Genomic DNA, 20,479 nt, shown 5'->3' on the forward strand with positions numbered 1-20,479 from the left:
TGCCCCGAACGTGGGGCGCCGGGCCTACAGGGCGGAGCGCCAGGCAAGCGGCACTTTCAGACTTTCATTGATGCCACCGCCCAAACCACACATTTCATCATGCACCGAGGTGTGCACCAGATTGAACGGCAGCACCGGAAAGGCATGCAGCATGTCCCGTGCATGCTCGACGGAACGAAGAGTCAGGGTTTTACCCAGAGGATCATGCAACGGATGCGCCGCCCCATGCATGCGCGCTTCCAGCAGATAGATCCCGCCCTCCATTGAAATCAGATTCAACTCATCGACCTTGCCGGCGATGGCGAACGCGTTCAGCTCTTGCAGGTTCATCGAACACCTCAAGCAGTGGCGAGCCAGAATCTACAGGGATAGGCTTGTACAGAACAAAGCACAAGGTACAAGCGAAGCCGCCCGTCTGTTTCACAACAGACGGGCGGCTTTTTTTTACCTTGATCAACGGTTGATCAGTGCTTGGTGACCTTGTCCAGGTAACCCATGGCGAACGCCGAGATCACAAAGGTCATGTGAATGATCACGTACCACATCAGGTGCTCGGGATCGACGTTCTTGGCATCCATGAAGATGCGCAGCAGATGGATCGAGGAGATCGCCACGATCGACGCTGCGACTTTCATCTTCAGCGACGAAGAGTCCATGGTGCCGAGCCAGCTGAGCTTTTCCTTGCCTTCGTCGATGTCCAGTTGCGAGACGAAGTTCTCGTAGCCGGAAATCATCACCATCACCAGCAGACCGCCGACCAGCGCCATGTCGATCAGCGACAGCAGCACCAGAATCAGTTCCGACTCGGCCATGGCGAAGACGTTGGGCAGGATATGCACGATTTCCTGGAAGAACTTCAATGCCAGCGCCAGCAAGCCAAGGGACAGGCCGATGTAGATCGGCGCCAGCAGCCAGCGCGTGGCGTACATTGCATTTTCGATAAAGCGTTCCATTGAATCTCACACAAGGGGGCTGGAAATGGCGGCGAGTATAGCAGTCACCTGTGACAGCCAGAAACCGTCCGAAAATCCGCGACCTGCGTGTGTGTGTCATTTGTTTTCTGCTAGTGTCCAAACCATTGACAGCCCAGTGACCGTAGACAGGACGCGTGGAAATGGATGTGCGATTGCCGCTAACGACCGCCGGAATTTGCCTTGCCTTGCTGATCAGCGGTTGCTCGCCCGGCGATGAAAAACGCGTCGTCAACCTTGACGAAAAGACCGCCACCTTCGAACAGTCCCTGGACGCAATCAGCGATCCGAAACTCAAGGACGCCATCACTGAACTCGGCGGCTCGCTGCTGTTGCTCGATCGCGCCCGCCTCAAGCTCGACGACCTCGCACCGCATACCGAGTACGGCGAAGACGCGCTCGCCGTGCTCAAGCACTACCCTGCCCCGCAGGCACTGGTCGATACGTTCATCAACGGTCTGTTCGTGCTGCACAAGGATGCCAGTTCCGATTACCTCACCGACCTGCAGCCGGTCTTCCCCTTCAACCTGAACATCCCCGGCGGTTTCCTGTTCCCGCATGCCATCGAATGGCGTTCGGTGACACTGAGCAACCAACGCGTGATCGCCTGGCAGCCGGAATGGTCGGAAACCGATCCCGGCATCCAGCTCAGCCCGTCCAGCTCCAACGTCACCAACCCCGACGACCTGACCGTGACCTACCCGTTCATCGACGGCCTGAACGTCGACAAGAAAACCCTGCCGCAACCGGTCAGCCTGCAAGGCCAGGTCGAAGTCATCGCGCCGCGGCGCCTGTACAGTTTCGACCTGACGCAGAAAGACGTCGGCCAGACCCGCAGCAACGACAACCTCAGCGTCAAATTGCTGAAGCTTGAAAACAACTACGCCGAGGTCGAAGTCAGCAACAGCCTGCCACTGGCCGCGGAAGTGGCCGAGACTCGCCTCAATCCGCTGATCGTCCAGGCCCGCGACGCCAGTGGGCAATACCTGGTGCGCGCAGGCTCGATCAATGAAAGCCCGGAACAGGTGGCGTTTTACCAAAAACAACTGGCGCAATTGCAGCAGCAGAAGACCTGGAGCGACAGCCTGGAAAAACAGCTCAGCGACGACCAGCAAGCGTTCGAGAAGGAGCATCCGCGTCGCTACAACAAGGTGTATTTCCACGGCCCGATCGAAACGCTGGAAGTCAGCGTGCTGGACTTTTCCTCGGCGACGGTCACGCGCAAAGACCTGAACCTGCCGGTTCGCACCTTCAACCCGCATACCACGGCCAAAGCCGTGCAGCCGCTGGACCTGCCGGTGGTGGTTTACGACGATCTGGCCGCCAACTGGCTCAAAGGCGCAACGCTGACCGAGGAGCAACTGAAGGCCGGCGTGCGCATTCATCAATCGGTGGAGGAGCCGAGTGCCGCGCGCATCGAGTTCTCGCACCGCCGCACCTTCAATGATGAAATGCTCGGTGACGAACTCAATCCCGGCGTCAGCCCGGTGACCTTCTTTACCGAGAAGCGTGGCGGCAAGCTCGACGAACCGATCGAACTGCCGCCCGAGGCGTATCAGGTCGACCCGTTACAAGCGACCATCACCTACGACCTCAATCTGTTCCCGGAGACACCGGCGATTGCGGTCGGCTCGATGCCGCTGTTTCTCGCCACGGTGAACAAGCAGACATACGACGCCAAATCCTTGCCCAAGGGCCTGGAGATCAAGGACAACACACTGGTGGTCGACCTGAAACTGTTCTCGCCCAACGAATGGCGTTTCTTCGCCAAGGACGACAGCGGTCATTACCTGAAGCAGATTCTCTCGGTCAGCCATGACGCCAGTGCAGAGGGCCCGGCGCTGTTCGGCGTGCATTATTTCTATGGTCGTCCGACGCACGTGGAGACCTATCAGCGAACCGACCTCAGCACCGTGCAATACGGTTTCGAGGTCAAGCTCGACAAGGCGCCATTGCCACCAACCGCGCCTTAGCTGTTGAGGCTGCGCCCACGACCGCCGTTGATCTGGCGCAGCTGGGCCTGCAAATGCAGACTCCATATCTGCGGATCGTCGGCCAGTTCATAACCATGCAAGGTCAGGCTTTCGACGATCGTGTCGAGTATCGACTCGGCCGCCACCGGGCCGTGAAACGGGCCTTGGGCCTTGATCGCAGAAGGTTGTTCGCCCGCCATGCCGGCGGCGAAGAGCAATGTCCACATGCCGTTATCGCCGGCCAGCGGCTTGACGGCGCATTCGATCCGGGTCACGAGACCCAGGCATTGACGGGTAAGGCAGAGGTTGCGCGACATGGCGGCGACCCTCGATAAAGCCGGTATTCAGCCCCCACAGGAGGACTGGCTCGATCCAGTGATACTGTCGATATCCTTGACCTGAGAATAGAAGAAAAGTGTCCTTCGCAAGCCGAATGGAACCAGAAGGCGCCGAATGGTCATTGTGTGAATATTGACGTCAGAGTCGTGACACATTTGCCGAAGATCGCTGCAAATCCTAATCCTGAAAAAGCACTGTGGGAGCTAGCCTGCTAGCGATGGCGGTGGTTCAGCCAGCACCTTGGCTGAATGACATATCGCATCGCCAGCAGGCTGGCTCCCACAGTTTTTTACCGTGCTGAGGCTTAAGCGGGTTTGGCTTCGGCCAGTGCCTCCTGCGCCAGTTCCTTCTCGGCTTCTTTGAGATCCTCTTCGCTGATCATCTCGGCAATATCACGCAGACGCTCCACCACTCGTGCGTTGATGCTGCCTTCCGGGAATTGCCCATCTTCATTAGGCTCACCGGCCGGTTCGCCGACCAGCAAACTCAACGCTTCGTCGGCCTGACGCACCGCGTAAACGTGGAACTGTCCGGCTCGCACCGCCGCGAGGACTTTTTCGTCGAGCATCAGCGTGGCGACGTTGGCCTGCGGAATGATCGCGCCCTGCTCGCCGGTCAGTCCGCGCGCTTCGCAGAGGCGGAAGAAGCCTTCGATCTTCTCGTTGACCCCGCCGACCGCCTGCACTTCACCGAACTGGTTGATCGAACCGGTGATCGCAAAGCACTGTTTGAGCGGGGTTTTCGACAGCGCCGAAATCAGCGTGCAGGCTTCGCCCAGCGACGCACTGTCGCCATCGACGTAACCGTAGGATTGCTCCAGCGCGATGCTCGCGGAAATCGCCAGCGGGAATTCCTGCGCGTAACGGCTGCCCAGATAGCCGGTGAGAATCATCACGCCCTTGGAGTGGATCGGCTGACCGAGATTGACCTCACGCTCGATGTCGACAATGCCGCTGCCGCCCGGGTACACCGTGGCAGAAATCCGCGCCGGCACGCCGAACGCCGAGTCGCCGACTTCAAGCACGGTCAGCCCGTTGCACTTGCCGACCGCCGCGCCATCGGTGTCGATCAGGATGATGCCGGCGAGCATGTCGTCGAGAATCCGCGCCGACACCCGGCCGGTGCGGGTGGCCTTGGCTTTCAGGGCTCGCTCGATGTGCCCGGCATCGGTCATTTCATCACCAGCCAGATGACGAATGAAGTCCGCCTCGCTGACCAGTTGAAACAGATCGCCGATACGCGCCGACAAGCGCCCCTGATGTTCGGCCAGCCGCGCACTGTAGGTCGCCAGACGCGCCACCGCATCAGCGGTGAGCGGCGCCATGCCTTCTTCCGAAGTGCGGGTTTTCAGCAACTGGGCGAACTGTTCCAGGCTCTCGTCGACCATCGGGATGTCTTCGTCGAAGTCGACCAGCACGCGGAACATTTCCTGGAAGTCCGGATCGAGGTCCTGCAGCGTGTAGTACAGCTGCCGCGCACCAATGATGATGACTTTGACCTGCAGCGGAATGTGCTGCGGATTCAGGGTCACCGTGGCGAAACGGCCCATCTCGCCCAGCGGCGATTCCATTTTCAGTTTGCGCGATTGCAGCGCGCGCTTGAGCGCATCCCACACGAACGGCTCGCTGAGCATTTTTTCCGCTTCGAGAATCAGAAAACCGCCGTTGGCGCGGTGCAAAGCGCCTGGGCGCAACTGCCGATAAGTGGTGTACAGCGCGCCCTGATCGGTGGTGTATTCGATACGACCGAACAGGTTTTCATAAGTCGGGTGTGGCTCGAAAACCACTGGCGCACCGCCGCTGGCCGGATGGCCGACCACCAGGCTCGGCGCATATTGCTCTTCGAGCAGTTTTCGCGCGACGGCGTCGGTCTTGCTGTCGTCGACCAGTTGCTCGACCACGGTTTTCAGCAAATACACCTGCATCGCTTGCAGATAACCGCAGACCGCGGCGTTCTCGGCGTACTTCTCCGACAACGGCGCCAGCAACGGCTGCAAGGCCAGGGTGATGGTTTCTTCGTTGAGCTGGCGAAGTTGATTGTTCGATTCGCGCTTCCACTGCGGCAGGCTGGCGAGCTCTTCGTTCAGACGCTCCTCGAGCCCGGAAATATCATCGTGGAAGCGCTCGCGCTCGGCTTCCGGCAACTGGGCGAATTCGGCTTCGTCCAGCGCCTTGCCGTCGAGCATTGGCGTGAAGGCGATGTTGCTGCTGTCGCGATACAGCGCGACGTCTTTTTCCAGGGCCAGGCGCTCGATGATGTCGAGGGCCTTGTCGTAGCGCTGGTTGAAGGCGCGGTCGATGGCGCTTTTCTTTTGCTGGTAGGACGGGTGCTCGAACACGGCCGGAAAAGTCGCCAGCAGATTGTCGATCAAGCCGTTGATGTCACCGATGAAGGCGCCGGCGGTGCCTGATGGCAATTCCAGCGCACGCGGCTCGCGCGGCTCGTCGAAATTATTGACGTAGACCCAGTCCGCCGGGGTTTGCAGGCGTTTGCCTTCGGCTTTCAGGTAGCGTTTGACGAACGAGAAACGCCCGGTGCCGGGCTCGCCCATGACGAATACGTTGTAACCGGGGCGTGGCATGGCCACACCGAACTGCAAGGCTTCGACCGCGCGTTCCTGGCCGAGCACACCGCGAAAGGGCTCCAGATCATTGGTGGTAGTGAAGCTGAACTGTTCAGCGGAAAACGGACGGGTCAGCGCTTCGGGCGCGAGACGCAAGCTGGCAGCAACAGAATCAGGCATCGGGCTTCCTTAACAATCGGGCGGGGCAGATAGCGGCATTCTGGCGCTGCCCATGCCCCACTGGCAAGGCGCGCCACATGACAAAGCATAGACAGCCGACCAGCCCGGCGGCGCGTCCCGTAAAACCGGGGTTTATTCCAAATATTTTGTAAAAAACCACGGAACCCTCGGAACGTGCCTAAACTCCAAACTGCGCGGCTGGAACTAATACTGGCCCACTGGCTATATTCGGCTCTGTTTCACGCAGCACCGGAAAGTCAGAACCCTGTCCATTGGTATGCACATAAAGAGAAAAAAGCTATGAAACGGATTCTTCTCGGTACTCTCTTCACCGCTGTATCCATCAACGCAATGGCGCAAGCTCCAGGCGGCCCGGATTGCGGTTGGGGCAACATGCTGTTCGAAGGTCAGCGTGGCACCCCGGCTCACTTCCTCGCTTCCACCACCAACGGCACTTCCGGTAACGCTACTTTCGGTATGACCTCCGGTACCAACGGTTGCTCGACCAACGCGTCGCTGACCTACGGCGGCAAATCCTGGTTCGCCATGAATGGCATGATGAACGAGCTGTCCGAAGACATGGCCAAAGGCAACGGCGAAGCGCTGACGACTTACGCTGTGGTACTGGGCGTGGCACCAGAAGATCGCGCGCACTTTGCCGCTGTCACTCACGAGCACTTCCAGCAGATCTTCAGCAAGGCTGACGTGACCGCAGAAGACGTGCATACCAATACCCTGGCGGTACTGAAATCGGACCCACGTCTGGCCAAGTACGCAACCCAGGCTTAAGCTCGACCCCGCCCGCTTCCTTCGGGAAGCGGGTTTTGTTTTTTTGGCCCGCCCTTCCTTGGGTCTTTTATTTCTTTCCTGTTCAAGTTGCCGACTATGCTCAAACGCCTTGCCTGGCTGGCGCTCTGTGTCTGCGCCCCGCTGTCCGCCGCGCCTCACATCGACCCTCAACGTTTGCAGCAACTGGCCAACGACCGCTTCTGGATTTCCCTCGGTCATTACGAAACCGCCAAGCTCGGCGGCTGGCGCAGCTATGTCAGCGACAAGAAGTTCTTTCTCGCACCCGACGGCAACGAACACCCCGACCGTGAACTGGCCGCGACCGTGCAGGCGCTGTATGCGCCCGCCAGCCTTGGAGAACAGCACGCACAATGTGTTTACCCGGCGCGCACGCGCTGGCTGAAAGCGCAGCTCAACCTCAACGATCTGCCGACGCCGGAGTGCGCCGAGTACAAGAAGTGGTTCAAGGACGTCTCGCCGCACAGCGCGGTGATGATTTTCCCGGCCGCCTACCTCAACAGTCCTTCGTCGATGTTCGGCCACACCCTGTTGCGCATCGATCAGGCCGATGTACAGGCCGACAAGACTTCGCTGCTCAGCTACGCGATCAACTTCGGCGCCTATATCGAAGGCTCCGACAACAGCATTCTCTATGCCTGGAAAGGCTTGATGGGCGGCTATCCGGGGCTGTTCGCGCTGGTGCCGTATCAGGAAAAACTCTCCGAATACCGCAGCCTCGAGAACCGCGACCTGTGGGAATACCGGTTGAACCTGTCGCAGGAAGAAACCGCGCGTATGGTCGAGCATGTCTGGGAGCTCAAGCAGATCCAGTTCGATTATTTCTTCTTCGACGAAAACTGCTCCTATCGCTTGCTCGAGTTGCTGCAAGTCGCGCGGCCGAGCCTGCGCCTGACCGAGCAATTCCCGCTGACTGCCATCCCCACCGACACCGTCAAAGCGGTAAAAGAGGCCGGGCTGGTCGAGCACATCGAATATCGCCCGTCCCGCGAGCGCGAATTGCTCAGCCGCGCCGAGCCGCTGAGCGATGACGAACAACAGTGGGTGCTCAAGGTCAGCGCCGATCAACAGGTTTTGCAGGATTCGACGTTCAAGGCGCTGCCCCGCGACCGTCAGGGGCTGATCGTCGATGCGGCCTATCGTCTGGAGCGCTACCGCGCCAACGGCCTGGAACGCGATCCGCAACGGGCGCAGCGCAGTTTCGAACTGCTGCGGGCGATCAACAAGAACCCGGCGCCGGAGCTGGAAATTCCACAACCGGGCCTGCCTGAAGACGGTCACGAATCCCGCACCTGGCAGGCCGGCCTCGGCACGCGCGGCGATCGCGCCTTTGGTGAATATGGCCTGCGCATGGCCTATCACGACCTCAACGACAACGCCGAAAGCTTTCCCCTCGGCGCGCAGATCGAGATCCTGCAACTGAAGCTGCGCCAGTACGAGGGCAACGACTGGCAATTGCAGCAACTGGATCTGGCGACCATTCGCTCGCTGACTCCGCGCAATGAGCTGCTGCAGCCATTGTCATGGCAAGTCACCGGTGGCCTTGAGCGGGTGCCGGGCAAGCATGATGACGAGACTCTGGTCAGCCACGTCAACGGCGGTGGCGGTGGTACATGGCAGTTGGGCGAGGATGTGCTGGGCTTTGCACTCGGCACCGTGCGCGTGGAACACAACAATGACTTCGCCGAGTTCGTGTCCCCGGCCGGCGGTTTCAATACCGGTGTGTTGTGGAAAAACCCGCTGGGCAACCTCAGTCTGGAGGCCAAGGGCGATTACTTCGTCAACGGTGAAGTGCGCCGCAGTCTGAGCCTCAATCAGCAGTGGGAGCTGTCGCGCAACCTCGGTTTGCGCTTGAGTGCGCAGCGTGAATTCAGCCATCTCGCCACGCCCGAGACCGAAGTCATGCTCGAAGTGAAGTGGTATCACTACTGACTTCGAACATATCCCCTTGTAGGAGTGAGCCTGCTCGCGATAGCAATTCGTCTGTCAGTGCTGCTGTGACTGACACACCGCCATCGCGAGCAGGCTCACTCCTACAGGGGCTTTGTGGTGTGCAATGGATTTTTCACAGGCCTTCGACAGCCGCCTCATGAATCCCCTTCTAGACTTTCCTTAGGAGCCGAGTATCGGCGCGGGAGAGTGCAATGTGGCGGTGTGCGGGTTTGCTGGGCGTGTTGCTGGTGCTGGGCGGTTGTCAGTCGACCCATGAGGATCTGATCGCCAAGGGTTATCCACCGGCCTTCGCCGACGGTTTCGATGACGGTTGCGTCAGCGGCCGGCAAGCCGCTGGTTCGATCAGCGGCGAGTTTCGCAAGAACGTGCCGCGCTATCTCAAGGACCAGCAATACGCCGAAGGCTGGGTCGACGGCTTTCGCCAATGCCAGGCGATGCTGGAAAACAGGAGCCGCGAAGACTATCGCAACGAACATTGGGACGAACGCGAACGCGCCTGGCAGCAACAGAAGGATCAGGACGCTGGGCGGGCTTATCGCTCGCAATAGGTCGCTTGCAGACATCCAGTGAAACCAAATGCCGGCGAACATGGCCCAAATCCTTTAGAGGAGGACACCATGAGTCGCGCATTCGTCAACGAGGACAACGCCGCCGCACAAGCCGATCAGCCGGTCGAGCGGCAGGTCAGCACGCAGCCCAATTACGTGACGCCGCAAGGTCTGGCGCAGTTGCAGGCGAAAGTCGCCGAGCTGCAAGACCTGCATGCCGAACAAACGGCCAAGGGTGAGCAGGCCGACAAGCAGCGTCTGGCGGATCTGCAAAGGGATCTGCGTTACTTCAATCAACGCCTGAGCAGCGCACAAGTGGCCGTCGCCGCGACGTCCACCGACAAAGTGCAGATCGGCAGCTGGGTGACCTACGCCGACGAGCACGGCACCGAACACCGCGTGCAACTGGTCGGCGAGGATCAGGCCGACGCGAGTCAGGGGCTGATCAATTGGGCCTCGCCGCTGGGCCGGGCGCTGCTGGGCGCACGGCTCAGCGATGAGGTGCTGTGGCAGCGCCCCGCCGGTGATCAGGTGATTGAAGTGATCCGCATCGAACCGGCTTAAACCACGCCCTGCGCCAACATCGCATCGGCGACTTTGACGAAGCCGGCGATGTTCGCGCCTTTGACGTAATTGACCTGGCCGTTCTCCTCGCCGTAATGCACGCAAGCGTGGTGGATCGATTGCATGATCGCGTGCAGCTTGCTGTCGACCTCGCCGGCCGTCCACAGCAGGCGCATGGCGTTCTGCGACATCTCCAGACCACTCACCGCGACGCCACCGGCGTTGGACGCCTTGCCCGGGGCGAACAGAATGCCCGCCTCGATAAAGATATCCACAGCCTCCAGCGTGGTCGGCATGTTCGCGCCCTCGGCCACGCATCCACAGCCATTACGCAGCAGCGTGCGCGCCGCTTCGGCGTCGAGTTCGTTCTGCGTGGCGCACGGAAGCGCGATGTCGCACGGCAGCGCCCATGGCAACTGCCCGGCGCGGAACTCCAGACCGAATGCGGCCGCCAGTTCGCTGATGCGCCCGCGTTTGACGTTTTTCAGCTCCAGCAGCGCCAGCCATTGCTCTTCACTCAGGCCGGCTTCGCAGAACAGCGTGCCTTCGGAATCGGACAGGGAAATCACCTTGCCGCCCAGATCCATCACTTTGCGCGCGGCGTATTGCGCGACGTTGCCGGAACCGGAAATCGCCACACGCTTGCCCTCAACGCTTTGCCCGCGGCGCTTGAGCATCTCCTCGGCGAAGTACACGCAACCGAAACCGGTGGCTTCGGGGCGAATCAGGCTGCCGCCATACGTCATGCCCTTGCCGGTCAGGACGCTGGTGAACTGGTTGCTCAGGCGCTTGTACTGACCGAACAGGAAACCGATCTCCCGTGCACCAACGCCAATGTCGCCGGCCGGTACGTCCACGTCCGCGCCGATGTGGCGATACAGCTCGCTCATGAACGCCTGGCAGAAACGCATGACCTCGGCGTCGCTTTTGCCCTTCGGATCGAAGTCCGAACCGCCCTTGCCGCCACCCATCGGCAACGACGTCAGCGAGTTCTTGAAGGTCTGTTCGAAGGCGAGGAATTTCAGCACGCCCATGTTCACCGACGGATGAAAACGCAGACCGCCCTTGTACGGGCCGATGGCGCTGTTCATCTGGATGCGGAAACCACGATTGACCTGAACCCTGCCCTGATCGTCGACCCACGACACACGAAACACCACCGCGCGCTCCGGCTCGCAGATGCGCTCCAGAATCCCCGAAGTCAGGTAACGCGGGTTGGCTTCGAGAAATGGCCACAGACTGCGCAGCACTTCTTCGACAGCCTGGTGGAATTCCGGTTGATCGGGGTCGCGTTTTTTCAGGCGCGCGAGGAAAGATTCGACGGATTCGGTCATGGGCAAAAGTCTCGGCAAATTCATTGTCGTTGGAGGAGATTGGGCCGGACTGTAACAAACCGATTGCACACAGGAACAGAGCAAAATGTCGCAGTTATGAAATTAAATGGTGCACAAGATATAAATCAGCCCTGATTTCCAAGCTGTTTTGCACCTCATTGGTGAGTACACATCCAGAACACGCACCAATAGTTACATCGCTATCGCGAGCAGGCTCACTCCTACAGGGAAACGCATTTCAAATGTAGGAGTGAGCCTGCTCGCGATAGCCTCTCCACGGTTTATCTGGAAAAACCCAGGCAAAAAAAACGGAGCCCGAAGGCTCCGCTTTGTCATGCAACCAGCCGAATCAGGCCAGTTTCTTGTGGCGTACCCGATGTGGCTGGGCCGCTGCTTCGCCGAGGCGCTTTTTGCGGTCGGCTTCGTACTCGGTGTAGTTGCCTTCGAAGAACACCGCTTGCGAGTCGTCTTCGTACGCCAGGATGTGCGTGGCGACACGGTCAAGGAACCAGCGATCGTGAGAGATCACAATGGCGGCGCCCGGGAAGTCCAGCAGCGCTTCTTCCAGCGAACGCAGGGTTTCCACGTCGAGGTCGTTGGACGGTTCGTCGAGCAGCAGGACGTTGCCGCCCTCCTTCAGGGTCAGCGCCAGGTGCAGACGGCCGCGCTCACCACCGGACAGGTCCTTGACGAACTTCTGCTGATCGCCACCCTTGAAGTTGAAGCGACCGACGTAGGTACGCGACGGAATCTCGTAGTTGCCGATGCGGATCTGGTCGGAACCGTCGGAGATCTGCTGAAACACGGTCTTGCTGCCGTCGAGGTCTTCGCGGCTCTGGTCAACGCAGGCCAGTTGTACGGTTTCGCCGACTTCGATGGTGCCGGAATCCGGGGTTTCCTTGCCCATCAGCATGCGGAACAGGGTCGACTTACCGGCACCGTTACCACCGATCACGCCGACAATGGCGCCCTTGGGCATCGAGAACGACAGGTTGTCGATCAGGACGCGATCGCCGTAGCCCTTGGTGACGTTCTTGAATTCGATGACCTTGTCGCCCAGACGCGGACCGGCCGGGATGTAGATCTCGTTGGTTTCGCTGCGCTTCTGGAATTCCTGCGATTGCATTTCTTCGAAGCGTTGCAGACGGGCCTTGGATTTCGACTGGCGGGCTTTCGCGCCTTTGCGCACCCACTCCAGTTCTTCCTTCATGGCTTTTTCGTGGGCCGACTGCTGCTTGGATTCAGCGGCCAGACGATCGGACTTGGCTTCGAGCCAACCCGAATAGTTGCCCTCGTAAGGAATGCCAGCACCGCGGTCGAGTTCCAGAATCCAGCCGGCGACGTTGTCGAGGAAGTAACGGTCGTGCGTGATCGCGACCACAGTGCCCGGAAAGTCGTGGAGGAAATGCTCCAGCCAGGCCACGGAATCGGCATCCAGGTGGTTGGTCGGTTCGTCGAGCAGCAGCATGTCCGGCGCCGACAGCAGCAGACGGCACAGGGCCACACGACGCTTTTCACCACCGGACAGGTGTTCGACTTTCGCATCCCAGGCTGGCAGACGCAGTGCATCGGCGGCGACTTCCAGTTGGCGCTCCAGGTTATGACCATCGCTGGCCTGCAGGATCGCTTCAAGCTTGGCCTGCTCGGCGGCCAGTTTGTCGAAGTCGGCATCCGGGTCGGCGTAAGCGGCGTAGACCTCGTCCAGACGCGCTTGCGCATCCTTGATCACGCTCACCGCTTCTTCGACCACTTCACGCACGGTCTTGGTCGGATCGAGTTGCGGCTCTTGCGGCAGGTAACCGATGTTCAGGTCCGGCATCGGACGCGCTTCACCTTCGAACTCTGTGTCGACGCCGGCCATGATTTTCAGCAGCGTGGACTTACCCGAACCGTTGAGGCCGAGCACGCCGATCTTGGCGCCGGGGAAGAAGGACAACGAAATGTTTTTGAGAATTTCCCGCTTCGGCGGTACAACTTTGCCCAGCCGATGCATGGTGAAGACGTATTGAGCCATGGAGAACCTTGGGTCAGTGACAGATGAATGATTGGAGCGCAGGCGATGCCTGGCCAGACCGGTGCGCGTCGTTCACTTGATCGATCAATGCGTGCGCGCAGGAAAAAGTCTGATTGTAGGGGCTGGAACGCCCCCGGTCTAACCGGCAAAGCTACCTGAATGCTCACAGGCAGTCCAGCCGCGAGGGGCTGGCACTTCGCCACGACTCAAGGCATGCTAGCCGCCCTTTGGGCGTCCGGCTTATAGTGCACGTCGCGCCAGTCCAGCCAATCCGCAGGATCACAGCTTGTCCAACGTCACTCCGCCAGCTTCTGTGAGCAGCACCCCAGCGGCGCCCGGCTCGTCCCTGCGCGGCACATTGAAGGGTGCGCTGGCGACGCTCGTGCTTTTATTGCTGGCGCTGCTGTTCTGGCAACTGCTCGATCAACTGCGCGAAACTCAGAAAAACCAGCGCCAGTACACCATCGACTACACCGCCGACCTTGCCGCCCAGGTCAGCCTGAACATGGCGCTGAACGCGCAAATCGCCCTCAATCTGCTACCGATCGTCGAACAACCGCAATCAGCCGACGAACAGCAGGCGCTGTTGCGCAAGCTCCAGCAATCGCTGCCCGATCTGCGCAGCATGGCGTTGCTCAGCCCATCCGGGCGGATCATCAGCGACAGCGCCGCGAACAGCGACGACGCCGACTACCTCACCGAACTGGTCCGGCGCAGCCGCGCCCAGGCACATTATTTCAGCAACGCCGACGATGGCTCAGTGGTGCACCTGTTGCTGCATCAGGCCAGCGGCAGCACGCGTGGTTATTGGGCGCTGCGCCTGACGCCGACGTTTTTCGATTCACTGACCAAACAGGGTGAAGCCGGCCTGCGTCCGCTGTGGCTGGTGGAAAATCGCGTCAACCATCAGATCATCAGCCGCGACAAAGCGCAGCCGTCGACCAAACCCGGCGTACTGACCCCGGACGACCTGGCCAACACCGTGTTGACCGTGCCGCTGAGCAGCAGCGACTGGCAGTTGCGCGGCCTGTTCGACCGCCAGCGGGTGCTCGAAGAACTGTTGCCGGCGTTCATCGGCAAATGCCTGCTGGGCCTGGCGTTTTCGATGTTGCCGGTGATCGCGCTGCTGAACATGCGTCGGCGTCAGCGCCAACTGCATGAAGGGCGCCGCCGTTATCAGGACATTTTCGAAGGCACCGGCGTGGCCCTCTGCGTGCTCGATCTGTCGGGACTCAAGCAGGCGTTCGCCAAGGCGCAGATCCAGAGCAGCGACCAGCTCAAGGCCTGGCTCGACCAGCCGCAGCAATGCCAACAGTTGCTTCAGGAATTGCGCGTCACCGAGGTCAATCAGGTCGCACTGCAACTGCTCAACGTCAATTCCTGCGAGCACGCCTGGCAATTGCTGATCGCCGGCCAACCGCATCAGCACTGCGTCATCGGCCAGCAAATTCTCGATGCGGTTTTGCTGCAGCAGGATCAGCTGGAGCTGGAAATCAAACTGCCGGACGGCAACGGTCGCGACCAACATCTGTGGATGGTGCTGCGCCTGCCCAACGAGCAAGACGATTACAAAGCGGTGATCCTCAGCATCAACGACATCACCAGCCGCAAGCTGATCGAACTGTCGCTGCTCGAGCGCGAGGGTTTCTGGTCGGATGTGGTGCGCACCGTGCCGGACCATCTCTATGTGCAGGATGTGATCAGCCAGCGGATGATTTTCAGCAACCATCACCTCGGCCAGACGCTGGGCTACAACCGCAGCGAACTGCATCAGATGGGCGAATACTTCTGGGAAATCCTGCTGCATCCGGAAGATGCCGACCACTACCATCGCTCGCGGCAGCTGCAGCGCCACGCCGGTTACAGCCAGTTGCTGCAGTGCCAGTTGCGTTTCCGTCATCGCGACGGCAAGTGGCGGCGCTTCGACATTCGCGAACAGGCACTGGCGCGGGACAAACACGATCAGGTCACCCGAATCATCGGCGTGGCCAAGGACATCACCGAGCAGATCGAGGCCAGCGAATCCCTGCGCGACAGCGAGCAGCGTTACCGGATGCTCGCCGAAAGCATCAGCGACGTGATCTTCTCCACCGACAGCAAGCTCTCGCTGAACTATGTGAGCCCGTCGGTGCAAGCGGTGCTGGGTTACAACGCCGAGTGGATTTTCCAGAACGGCTGGCAATCGACCATCGCCAACCCGCAGCAATTGAGCGGCATCTACACGCTCATGGATCGCGTCAGCAAAGCCCTGGACAAGCCCGAACAACTGACCCTGCTGCGCAGTCAGGTGCAGACGCAACTGTTTCTGTTCGACTGCCTGCGGGCCGATGGCCGCAAGATCCCCATCGAACTGCGCCTGGTGCTGGTCTGGGACGAACATGGCGCCTTCGAAGGCGTGCTCGGCGTCGGCCGCGACATCAGCCAGCAGCGCCGCGCCGAAAAAGACCTGCGCATGGCTGCCACGGTCTTCGAGCACTCGACCTCGGCGATCCTGATCACCGACCCGGCCGGTTACATCGTCCAGGCCAACGAAGCGTTCAGCCGCGTCAGCGGCTACGCAGTGGGCGAAGTGCTCGACCAGTTGCCGAACATGCTCACCGTCGATGAACAGCAGGACGCGCACCTGCGCTACGTGCTCAAGCAACTGCACGAGCACAGCACCTGGGAAGGCGAAGTCTGGATGAAACGCCGTAACGGCGAGCACTACCCGGCGTGGGTCGGGATTACGGCGGTGCTCGACGACGAGGGCGATCTGGCCAGTTACGTGTGTTTCTTCAGCGACATCAGCGAGCGCAAGGCCAGCGAACAGCGGATTCACCGCCTCGCCTACTACGACGCCCTGACCCATCTGCCCAATCGCACGCTGTTTCAGGATCGCCTGCACACCGCGCTGCAAGCGGCTGAACGGCAGAAGTCGTGGGTGGTGCTGATGTTCCTCGATCTTGACCGGTTCAAACCGATCAACGACTCCCTCGGCCACGCCGCTGGCGATCGCATGCTCAAGGACATGGCCACCCGCCTGCTGGCCTGCGTCGGTGAAGACGACACCGTGGCGCGCATGGGCGGCGATGAATTCACCCTGCTGTTGCAGCATCGTTCCAGCCGCGAACTGGCGCTGAACCGGGCGATTCACGTCGCCGAGCAGATCCTTGGCAGTCTGGTGCGGCCGTTCGTGCTCGAAGGGCGCGAGTTCTTTGTCACCGCGAGTATCGGCATCGCCCTCAGTCCGCAGGACGGCAACGAGCTCAGCCAGTTGATGAAGAATGCCGACACGGCGATGTACCACGCCAAGGAGCGCGGCAAGAACAACTTCCAGTTCTACCAGGCCGACATGAACGCCAGTGCGCTGGAGCGTCTGGAGCTGGAAAGCGACTTGCGCCACGCGCTGGAGCAGAACGAATTCGTCCTGTATTACCAGCCGCAGTTCAGCGGCGACGGCAAACGCCTGACCGGCGCCGAAGCGCTGCTGCGCTGGCGCCATCCGCGTCGCGGACTGGTGCCGCCGGGGGATTTCATACCGGTGCTGGAAGAACTCGGGCTGGTGGTCGATGTGGGCGACTGGGTGATCAGCGAAGCCTGCCGCCAGTTGAAAACCTGGCACCAGCAACGGGTGCGCGTGCCGAAGGTGTCGGTGAACATCTCGGCGCGGCAGTTCTCCGACGGCCAGCTCGGCACGCGCATCGCCACGATCCTGCGCGAAACCGGCCTGCCGCCGGCGTGTCTGGAGCTGGAACTGACCGAAAGTATCCTGATGCGCGAAGTCAGCGAGGCGATGCAGATTCTCGCTGGCCTGAAAAATCTTGGCCTGAGCATCGCCGTTGACGACTTCGGTACCGGTTATTCATCGCTCAACTACCTCAAGCAGTTCCCGATCGATGTGCTGAAAATCGACCGCACCTTCGTCGATGGCCTGCCCTCGGGCGAACAGGACGCGCAAATCGCCCGGGCGATCATCGCCATGGCCCACAGCCTGAACCTGGCGGTAATCGCCGAGGGCGTGGAAACCCACGAGCAACTGGACTTCCTGCGCGAGCACGGTTGCGACGAGGTGCAAGGCTATCTGTTTGGCCGGCCGATGCCGGCAGGACGGTTCGAGGCGCAGTTCAGTAATGACGCGCTCTTCATGTTCGACTGACCTGAGCCGCTTCGGGCGGCTCAGGTCAGTCGAACATGAAGAGGAGCTGCAAGAGGTTAGCTGCAAGCTGCAAGTGGAAGCCGAAGCGCTTTTGACTTGTAGCTCGTAGCTTGCTGCTTGAAGCCCGCTTATCCACAACCTGACTGTGTTTCATAGCCCTTATAAAAGCGCTTGGGTTAGAATGCCCCCCTTTTCTGCCCCCCGATCCTTGAGGACCGCCATGTTCAGCCGTGATTTGACTATTGCCAAGTACGACGCCGACCTTTTTGCCGCCATGGAGCAAGAAGCTCAGCGTCAGGAAGAACACATCGAGCTGATCGCTTCGGAAAACTACACCAGCCCAGCGGTGATGGAAGCTCAAGGCTCGGTCCTGACCAACAAGTACGCCGAAGGCTACCCGGGCAAGCGCTACTACGGTGGTTGCGAGTACGTCGACGTGGTCGAGCAACTGGCCATCGACCGCGCCAAGGAACTGTTCGGCGCCGATTACGCCAACGTTCAACCGCACGCCGGTTCGCAAGCCAACGCTGCCGTGTACCTGGCCCTGCTGTCGGCCGGTGACACCATTCTGGGCATGAGCCTGGCCCACGGCGGTCACCTGACCCACGGCGCCAGCGTTTCCTCCTCGGGCAAGCTGTACAACGCCGTGCAGTACGGCATCGACGCCAACGGCCTGATCGATTACGACGAAGTCGAGCGCCTGGCGGTCGAGCACAAGCCGAAAATGATCGTGGCCGGTTTCTCTGCCTACTCGCAGATCCTCGACTTCCCGCGCTTTCGCGCCATCGCTGACAAAGTCGGTGCCTACCTGTTCGTCGACATGGCCCACGTGGCCGGTCTGGTCGCCGCTGGCGTCTACCCGAACCCGGTGCCGTTCGCTGATGTCGTCACCACCACCACGCACAAGACCCTGCGCGGCCCACGTGGCGGTCTGATCCTGGCGCGCGCCAACGCCGACATCGAGAAGAAGCTCAACTCCGCAGTATTCCCTGGCGCCCAGGGTGGCCCGCTGGAGCACGTGATCGCCGCCAAGGCGATCTGCTTCAAGGAAGCGCTGCAGCCTGAGTTCAAGGTCTACCAGCAACAAGTGGTGAAAAACGCCCAGGCCATGGCCAGCGTATTCATCGAGCGCGGTTTCGACGTGGTTTCGGGCGGTACTGAAAACCACCTGTTCCTGCTGTCGCTGATCAAGCAGGAAATCTCCGGTAAAGACGCCGACGCCGCGCTGGGCAAAGCGTTCATCACTGTGAACAAGAACTCCGTGCCTAACGATCCACGTTCGCCGTTCGTCACCTCCGGCCTGCGTTTCGGTACCCCGGCTGTGACCACTCGCGGCTTCAAGGAAGCCGAGTGCAAAGAGCTGGCCGGCTGGATCTGCGACATCCTGGCAGACCTGAACAACGAAGCGGTGATCGACGCCGTTCGTGAGAAAGTCAAAGCCATCTGCAAGAAACTGCCGGTATACGGCGCGTAATCGCGACGTCACACCCGCAGCACGAAAAACCGGCCAAGTGATTGGCCGGTTTTTTTTCGCCCGTATTTTTTCAAACCCCCTGAACCGCTCAAGAATGGGACTCGGCGCCCAACTGGTCAGACCGGTCATGCCAATTCGTCACTTTTCGCTTGCGATCATGGAAAACCAGCGCCTAGACTGCGCCTGCACTGGACATACCGGTAAGACCACAATAATTAAGTCCTGAATCCGATGCGCCAAGCGTGCGGCAGCCAGGACACCGACCCAGGATTCCTCCCATGCTCAGATGGTGCTCGCGTTCAATCTTCCTCCAAGTGGTTCTCGGACTGATGCTCGGCATCGTCTGCGGGCTGACCCTCCCTGAATACTCGGCCCAGCTCAAACCGCTCGGCGACGGTTTCATCAAACTGATCAAGATGCTCATCGGCCTGATCGTGTTCTGCGTGGTGGTCAGCGGCATCAGTGGCGCGGGCGACCTGAAGAAGGTCGGCCGCATCGGCCTCAAGTCGGTGATCTACTTCGAAGTGCTGACCACTATCGCCCTGGTGATCGGCCTGGTGTTTGCCTTCAGCACCGGCATCGGCAGCGGCGCGAATATTCACCTGGAGCAACTGTCCACCGCTGACATGGGTGACCTCGCCGAGCGCGGCCAGCACATGCACACCACCACGCAGTTCCTGATGGACCTGATCCCGACCTCGGTGATCGGTGCCTTCGCCGACAACAACATTCTGCAGGTGCTGCTGTTCTCGGTGCTGTTTGGCAGCGCGTTGAATCTGGTCGGCGAAGCAGCGTCGGGGATCTCGCGACTGATCAACGAACTGAGCCATGTGATCTTCCGCATCATGGGCATGATCGTGCGTCTGGCGCCGATCGGCGTGTTCGGCGCCATCGCCTTCACTACCAGCCAATATGGCCTGGATTCGCTGCAGCATCTGGGCAGCCTGGTCGGCCTGTTCTACCTGACCTGTATCGCATTTGTCAGCGTGATTCTTGGTGTGGTGATGCGTGCTTCCGGCCTGCGCATGTGGCCGCTGCTCAAGTACCTGCGCGAAGAATTGCTGATCGTCATGGGGACCGCGTCCTCCGATGCCGTGCTGCCGCAGATCATGCGCAAGCTTGAACATCTGGGCATCGGCAGTTCCACCGTCGGGCTGGTGATTCCGACCGGGTACTCGTTCAACCTCGACGGTTTTTCGATCTACCTGACCCTGGCCATCGTGTTCATCGCCAATGCCACGGGTACACCGCTGGCGATGACCGATCTGCTGACGATTTTGCTGGTGTCGCTGATCACCTCCAAAGGTGCCCACGGCATTCCCGGTTCGGCGCTGGTGATTCTGGCGGCAACGCTGACCGCCATTCCGGCGATCCCGGTGGTTGGTCTGGTGCTGGTGCTCGCGGTGGACTGGTTCATGGGCATCGGCCGCGCGCTGACCAACCTGATCGGCAACTGCGTCGCCACCGTCGCTATCGCCCGGTGGGAAAAGGACATCGACGTGCAACGCGCCAACAAGGTGCTCAACGGCGAACAGGGCTATAACTTCCAGCCGAGAAAAACCGTCGCCCAGGCGGCGGCCAAAGAATTTTGATTGATCGCCGTGTCTGCTGACAGGCAGGCACG

Annotated in this window: 14 protein-coding genes; 8 read left to right on the forward strand and 6 right to left on the reverse strand. The window is 60.3% G+C overall.

The window, feature by feature from the left end; genetic code table 11:
• Positions 1–24: 24 nt before the first annotated feature.
• Positions 25–330 carry a DUF6482 family protein gene (locus BLU52_RS20830; protein WP_090286453.1) on the reverse strand — a complete coding sequence of 102 codons (306 nt, stop codon included), beginning with the start codon at positions 328–330 and terminating at the stop codon, positions 25–27.
• Between the two features lie 134 nt (positions 331–464).
• Positions 465–953 (reverse strand): TIGR00645 family protein, encoded by a 489-nt coding sequence (locus BLU52_RS20835; protein ID WP_090286455.1) that lies wholly within the window; start codon positions 951–953, stop codon positions 465–467.
• Positions 954–1,114: 161 nt separating this feature from the next.
• Here BLU52_RS20835 and BLU52_RS20840 point away from each other — a divergent pair, with 161 nt between their 5' ends.
• A complete protein-coding gene (locus tag BLU52_RS20840; protein WP_090286457.1) occupies positions 1,115–2,944 on the forward strand; it encodes a hypothetical protein in 1,830 nt (609 codons plus the stop codon).
• Here the strand turns inward: BLU52_RS20840 and BLU52_RS20845 are convergent.
• Positions 2,941–3,261 (reverse strand): PA4575 family protein, encoded by a 321-nt coding sequence (locus BLU52_RS20845; protein ID WP_090286459.1) that lies wholly within the window; start codon positions 3,259–3,261, stop codon positions 2,941–2,943. The two genes, BLU52_RS20840 and BLU52_RS20845, sit on opposite strands and share 4 nt — an antisense overlap.
• Positions 3,262–3,587: 326 nt before the next feature.
• Positions 3,588–6,026, reverse strand: a complete 2,439-nt coding sequence (locus tag BLU52_RS20850) for a Lon protease family protein (protein ID WP_090286461.1) — start codon at positions 6,024–6,026, stop codon at positions 3,588–3,590.
• Positions 6,027–6,326: 300 nt separating this feature from the next.
• On the opposite strand from BLU52_RS20850, the gene BLU52_RS20855 reads away from it, so the two are divergent.
• From BLU52_RS20855 to BLU52_RS20870, 4 genes are all read left to right on the forward strand, one after another.
• On the forward strand, positions 6,327–6,815 hold the full coding sequence (locus BLU52_RS20855) for a DUF3015 domain-containing protein (RefSeq protein WP_007909797.1): 489 nt from the start codon (positions 6,327–6,329) through the stop codon (positions 6,813–6,815).
• Positions 6,816–6,911: 96 nt separating this feature from the next.
• Positions 6,912–8,765 (forward strand): Lnb N-terminal periplasmic domain-containing protein, encoded by a 1,854-nt coding sequence (locus tag BLU52_RS20860; protein WP_090286463.1) that lies wholly within the window; start codon positions 6,912–6,914, stop codon positions 8,763–8,765.
• A 212-nt stretch (positions 8,766–8,977) separates the two neighbouring features.
• Positions 8,978–9,334 carry a hypothetical protein gene (locus BLU52_RS20865; protein WP_090286465.1) on the forward strand — a complete coding sequence of 119 codons (357 nt, stop codon included), beginning with the start codon at positions 8,978–8,980 and terminating at the stop codon, positions 9,332–9,334.
• 69 nt (positions 9,335–9,403) lie between these two features.
• Positions 9,404–9,898, forward strand: a complete 495-nt coding sequence (locus BLU52_RS20870) for a GreA/GreB family elongation factor (protein ID WP_090286467.1) — start codon at positions 9,404–9,406, stop codon at positions 9,896–9,898.
• Here the strand turns inward: BLU52_RS20870 and gdhA are convergent.
• A complete protein-coding gene (gene gdhA, locus BLU52_RS20875; protein WP_090286469.1) occupies positions 9,895–11,232 on the reverse strand; it encodes an NADP-specific glutamate dehydrogenase in 1,338 nt (445 codons plus the stop codon). The genes BLU52_RS20870 and gdhA overlap by 4 nt on opposite strands.
• A 349-nt stretch (positions 11,233–11,581) precedes the next feature.
• Positions 11,582–13,246, reverse strand: a complete 1,665-nt coding sequence (gene ettA / locus BLU52_RS20880) for an energy-dependent translational throttle protein EttA (protein ID WP_003228391.1) — start codon at positions 13,244–13,246, stop codon at positions 11,582–11,584.
• A 286-nt stretch (positions 13,247–13,532) separates the two neighbouring features.
• On the opposite strand from ettA, the gene morA reads away from it, so the two are divergent.
• From morA to BLU52_RS20895, 3 genes are all read left to right on the forward strand, one after another.
• Complete coding sequence (gene morA, locus BLU52_RS20885) at positions 13,533–17,381, forward strand: cyclic di-GMP receptor MorA (protein WP_090286472.1); 3,849 nt, start codon at positions 13,533–13,535, stop codon at positions 17,379–17,381.
• A 220-nt stretch (positions 17,382–17,601) separates the two neighbouring features.
• Positions 17,602–18,855 carry a serine hydroxymethyltransferase gene (glyA, locus tag BLU52_RS20890; protein ID WP_090286474.1) on the forward strand — a complete coding sequence of 418 codons (1,254 nt, stop codon included), beginning with the start codon at positions 17,602–17,604 and terminating at the stop codon, positions 18,853–18,855.
• Between the two features lie 278 nt (positions 18,856–19,133).
• Positions 19,134–20,447, forward strand: a complete 1,314-nt coding sequence (locus BLU52_RS20895) for a C4-dicarboxylate transporter DctA (RefSeq protein WP_090286476.1) — start codon at positions 19,134–19,136, stop codon at positions 20,445–20,447.
• Positions 20,448–20,479: the final 32 nt, after the last annotated feature.

It is taken from the genome of Pseudomonas granadensis, from assembly GCF_900105485.1.
Lineage (GTDB): Bacteria > Pseudomonadota > Gammaproteobacteria > Pseudomonadales > Pseudomonadaceae > Aquipseudomonas > Aquipseudomonas granadensis.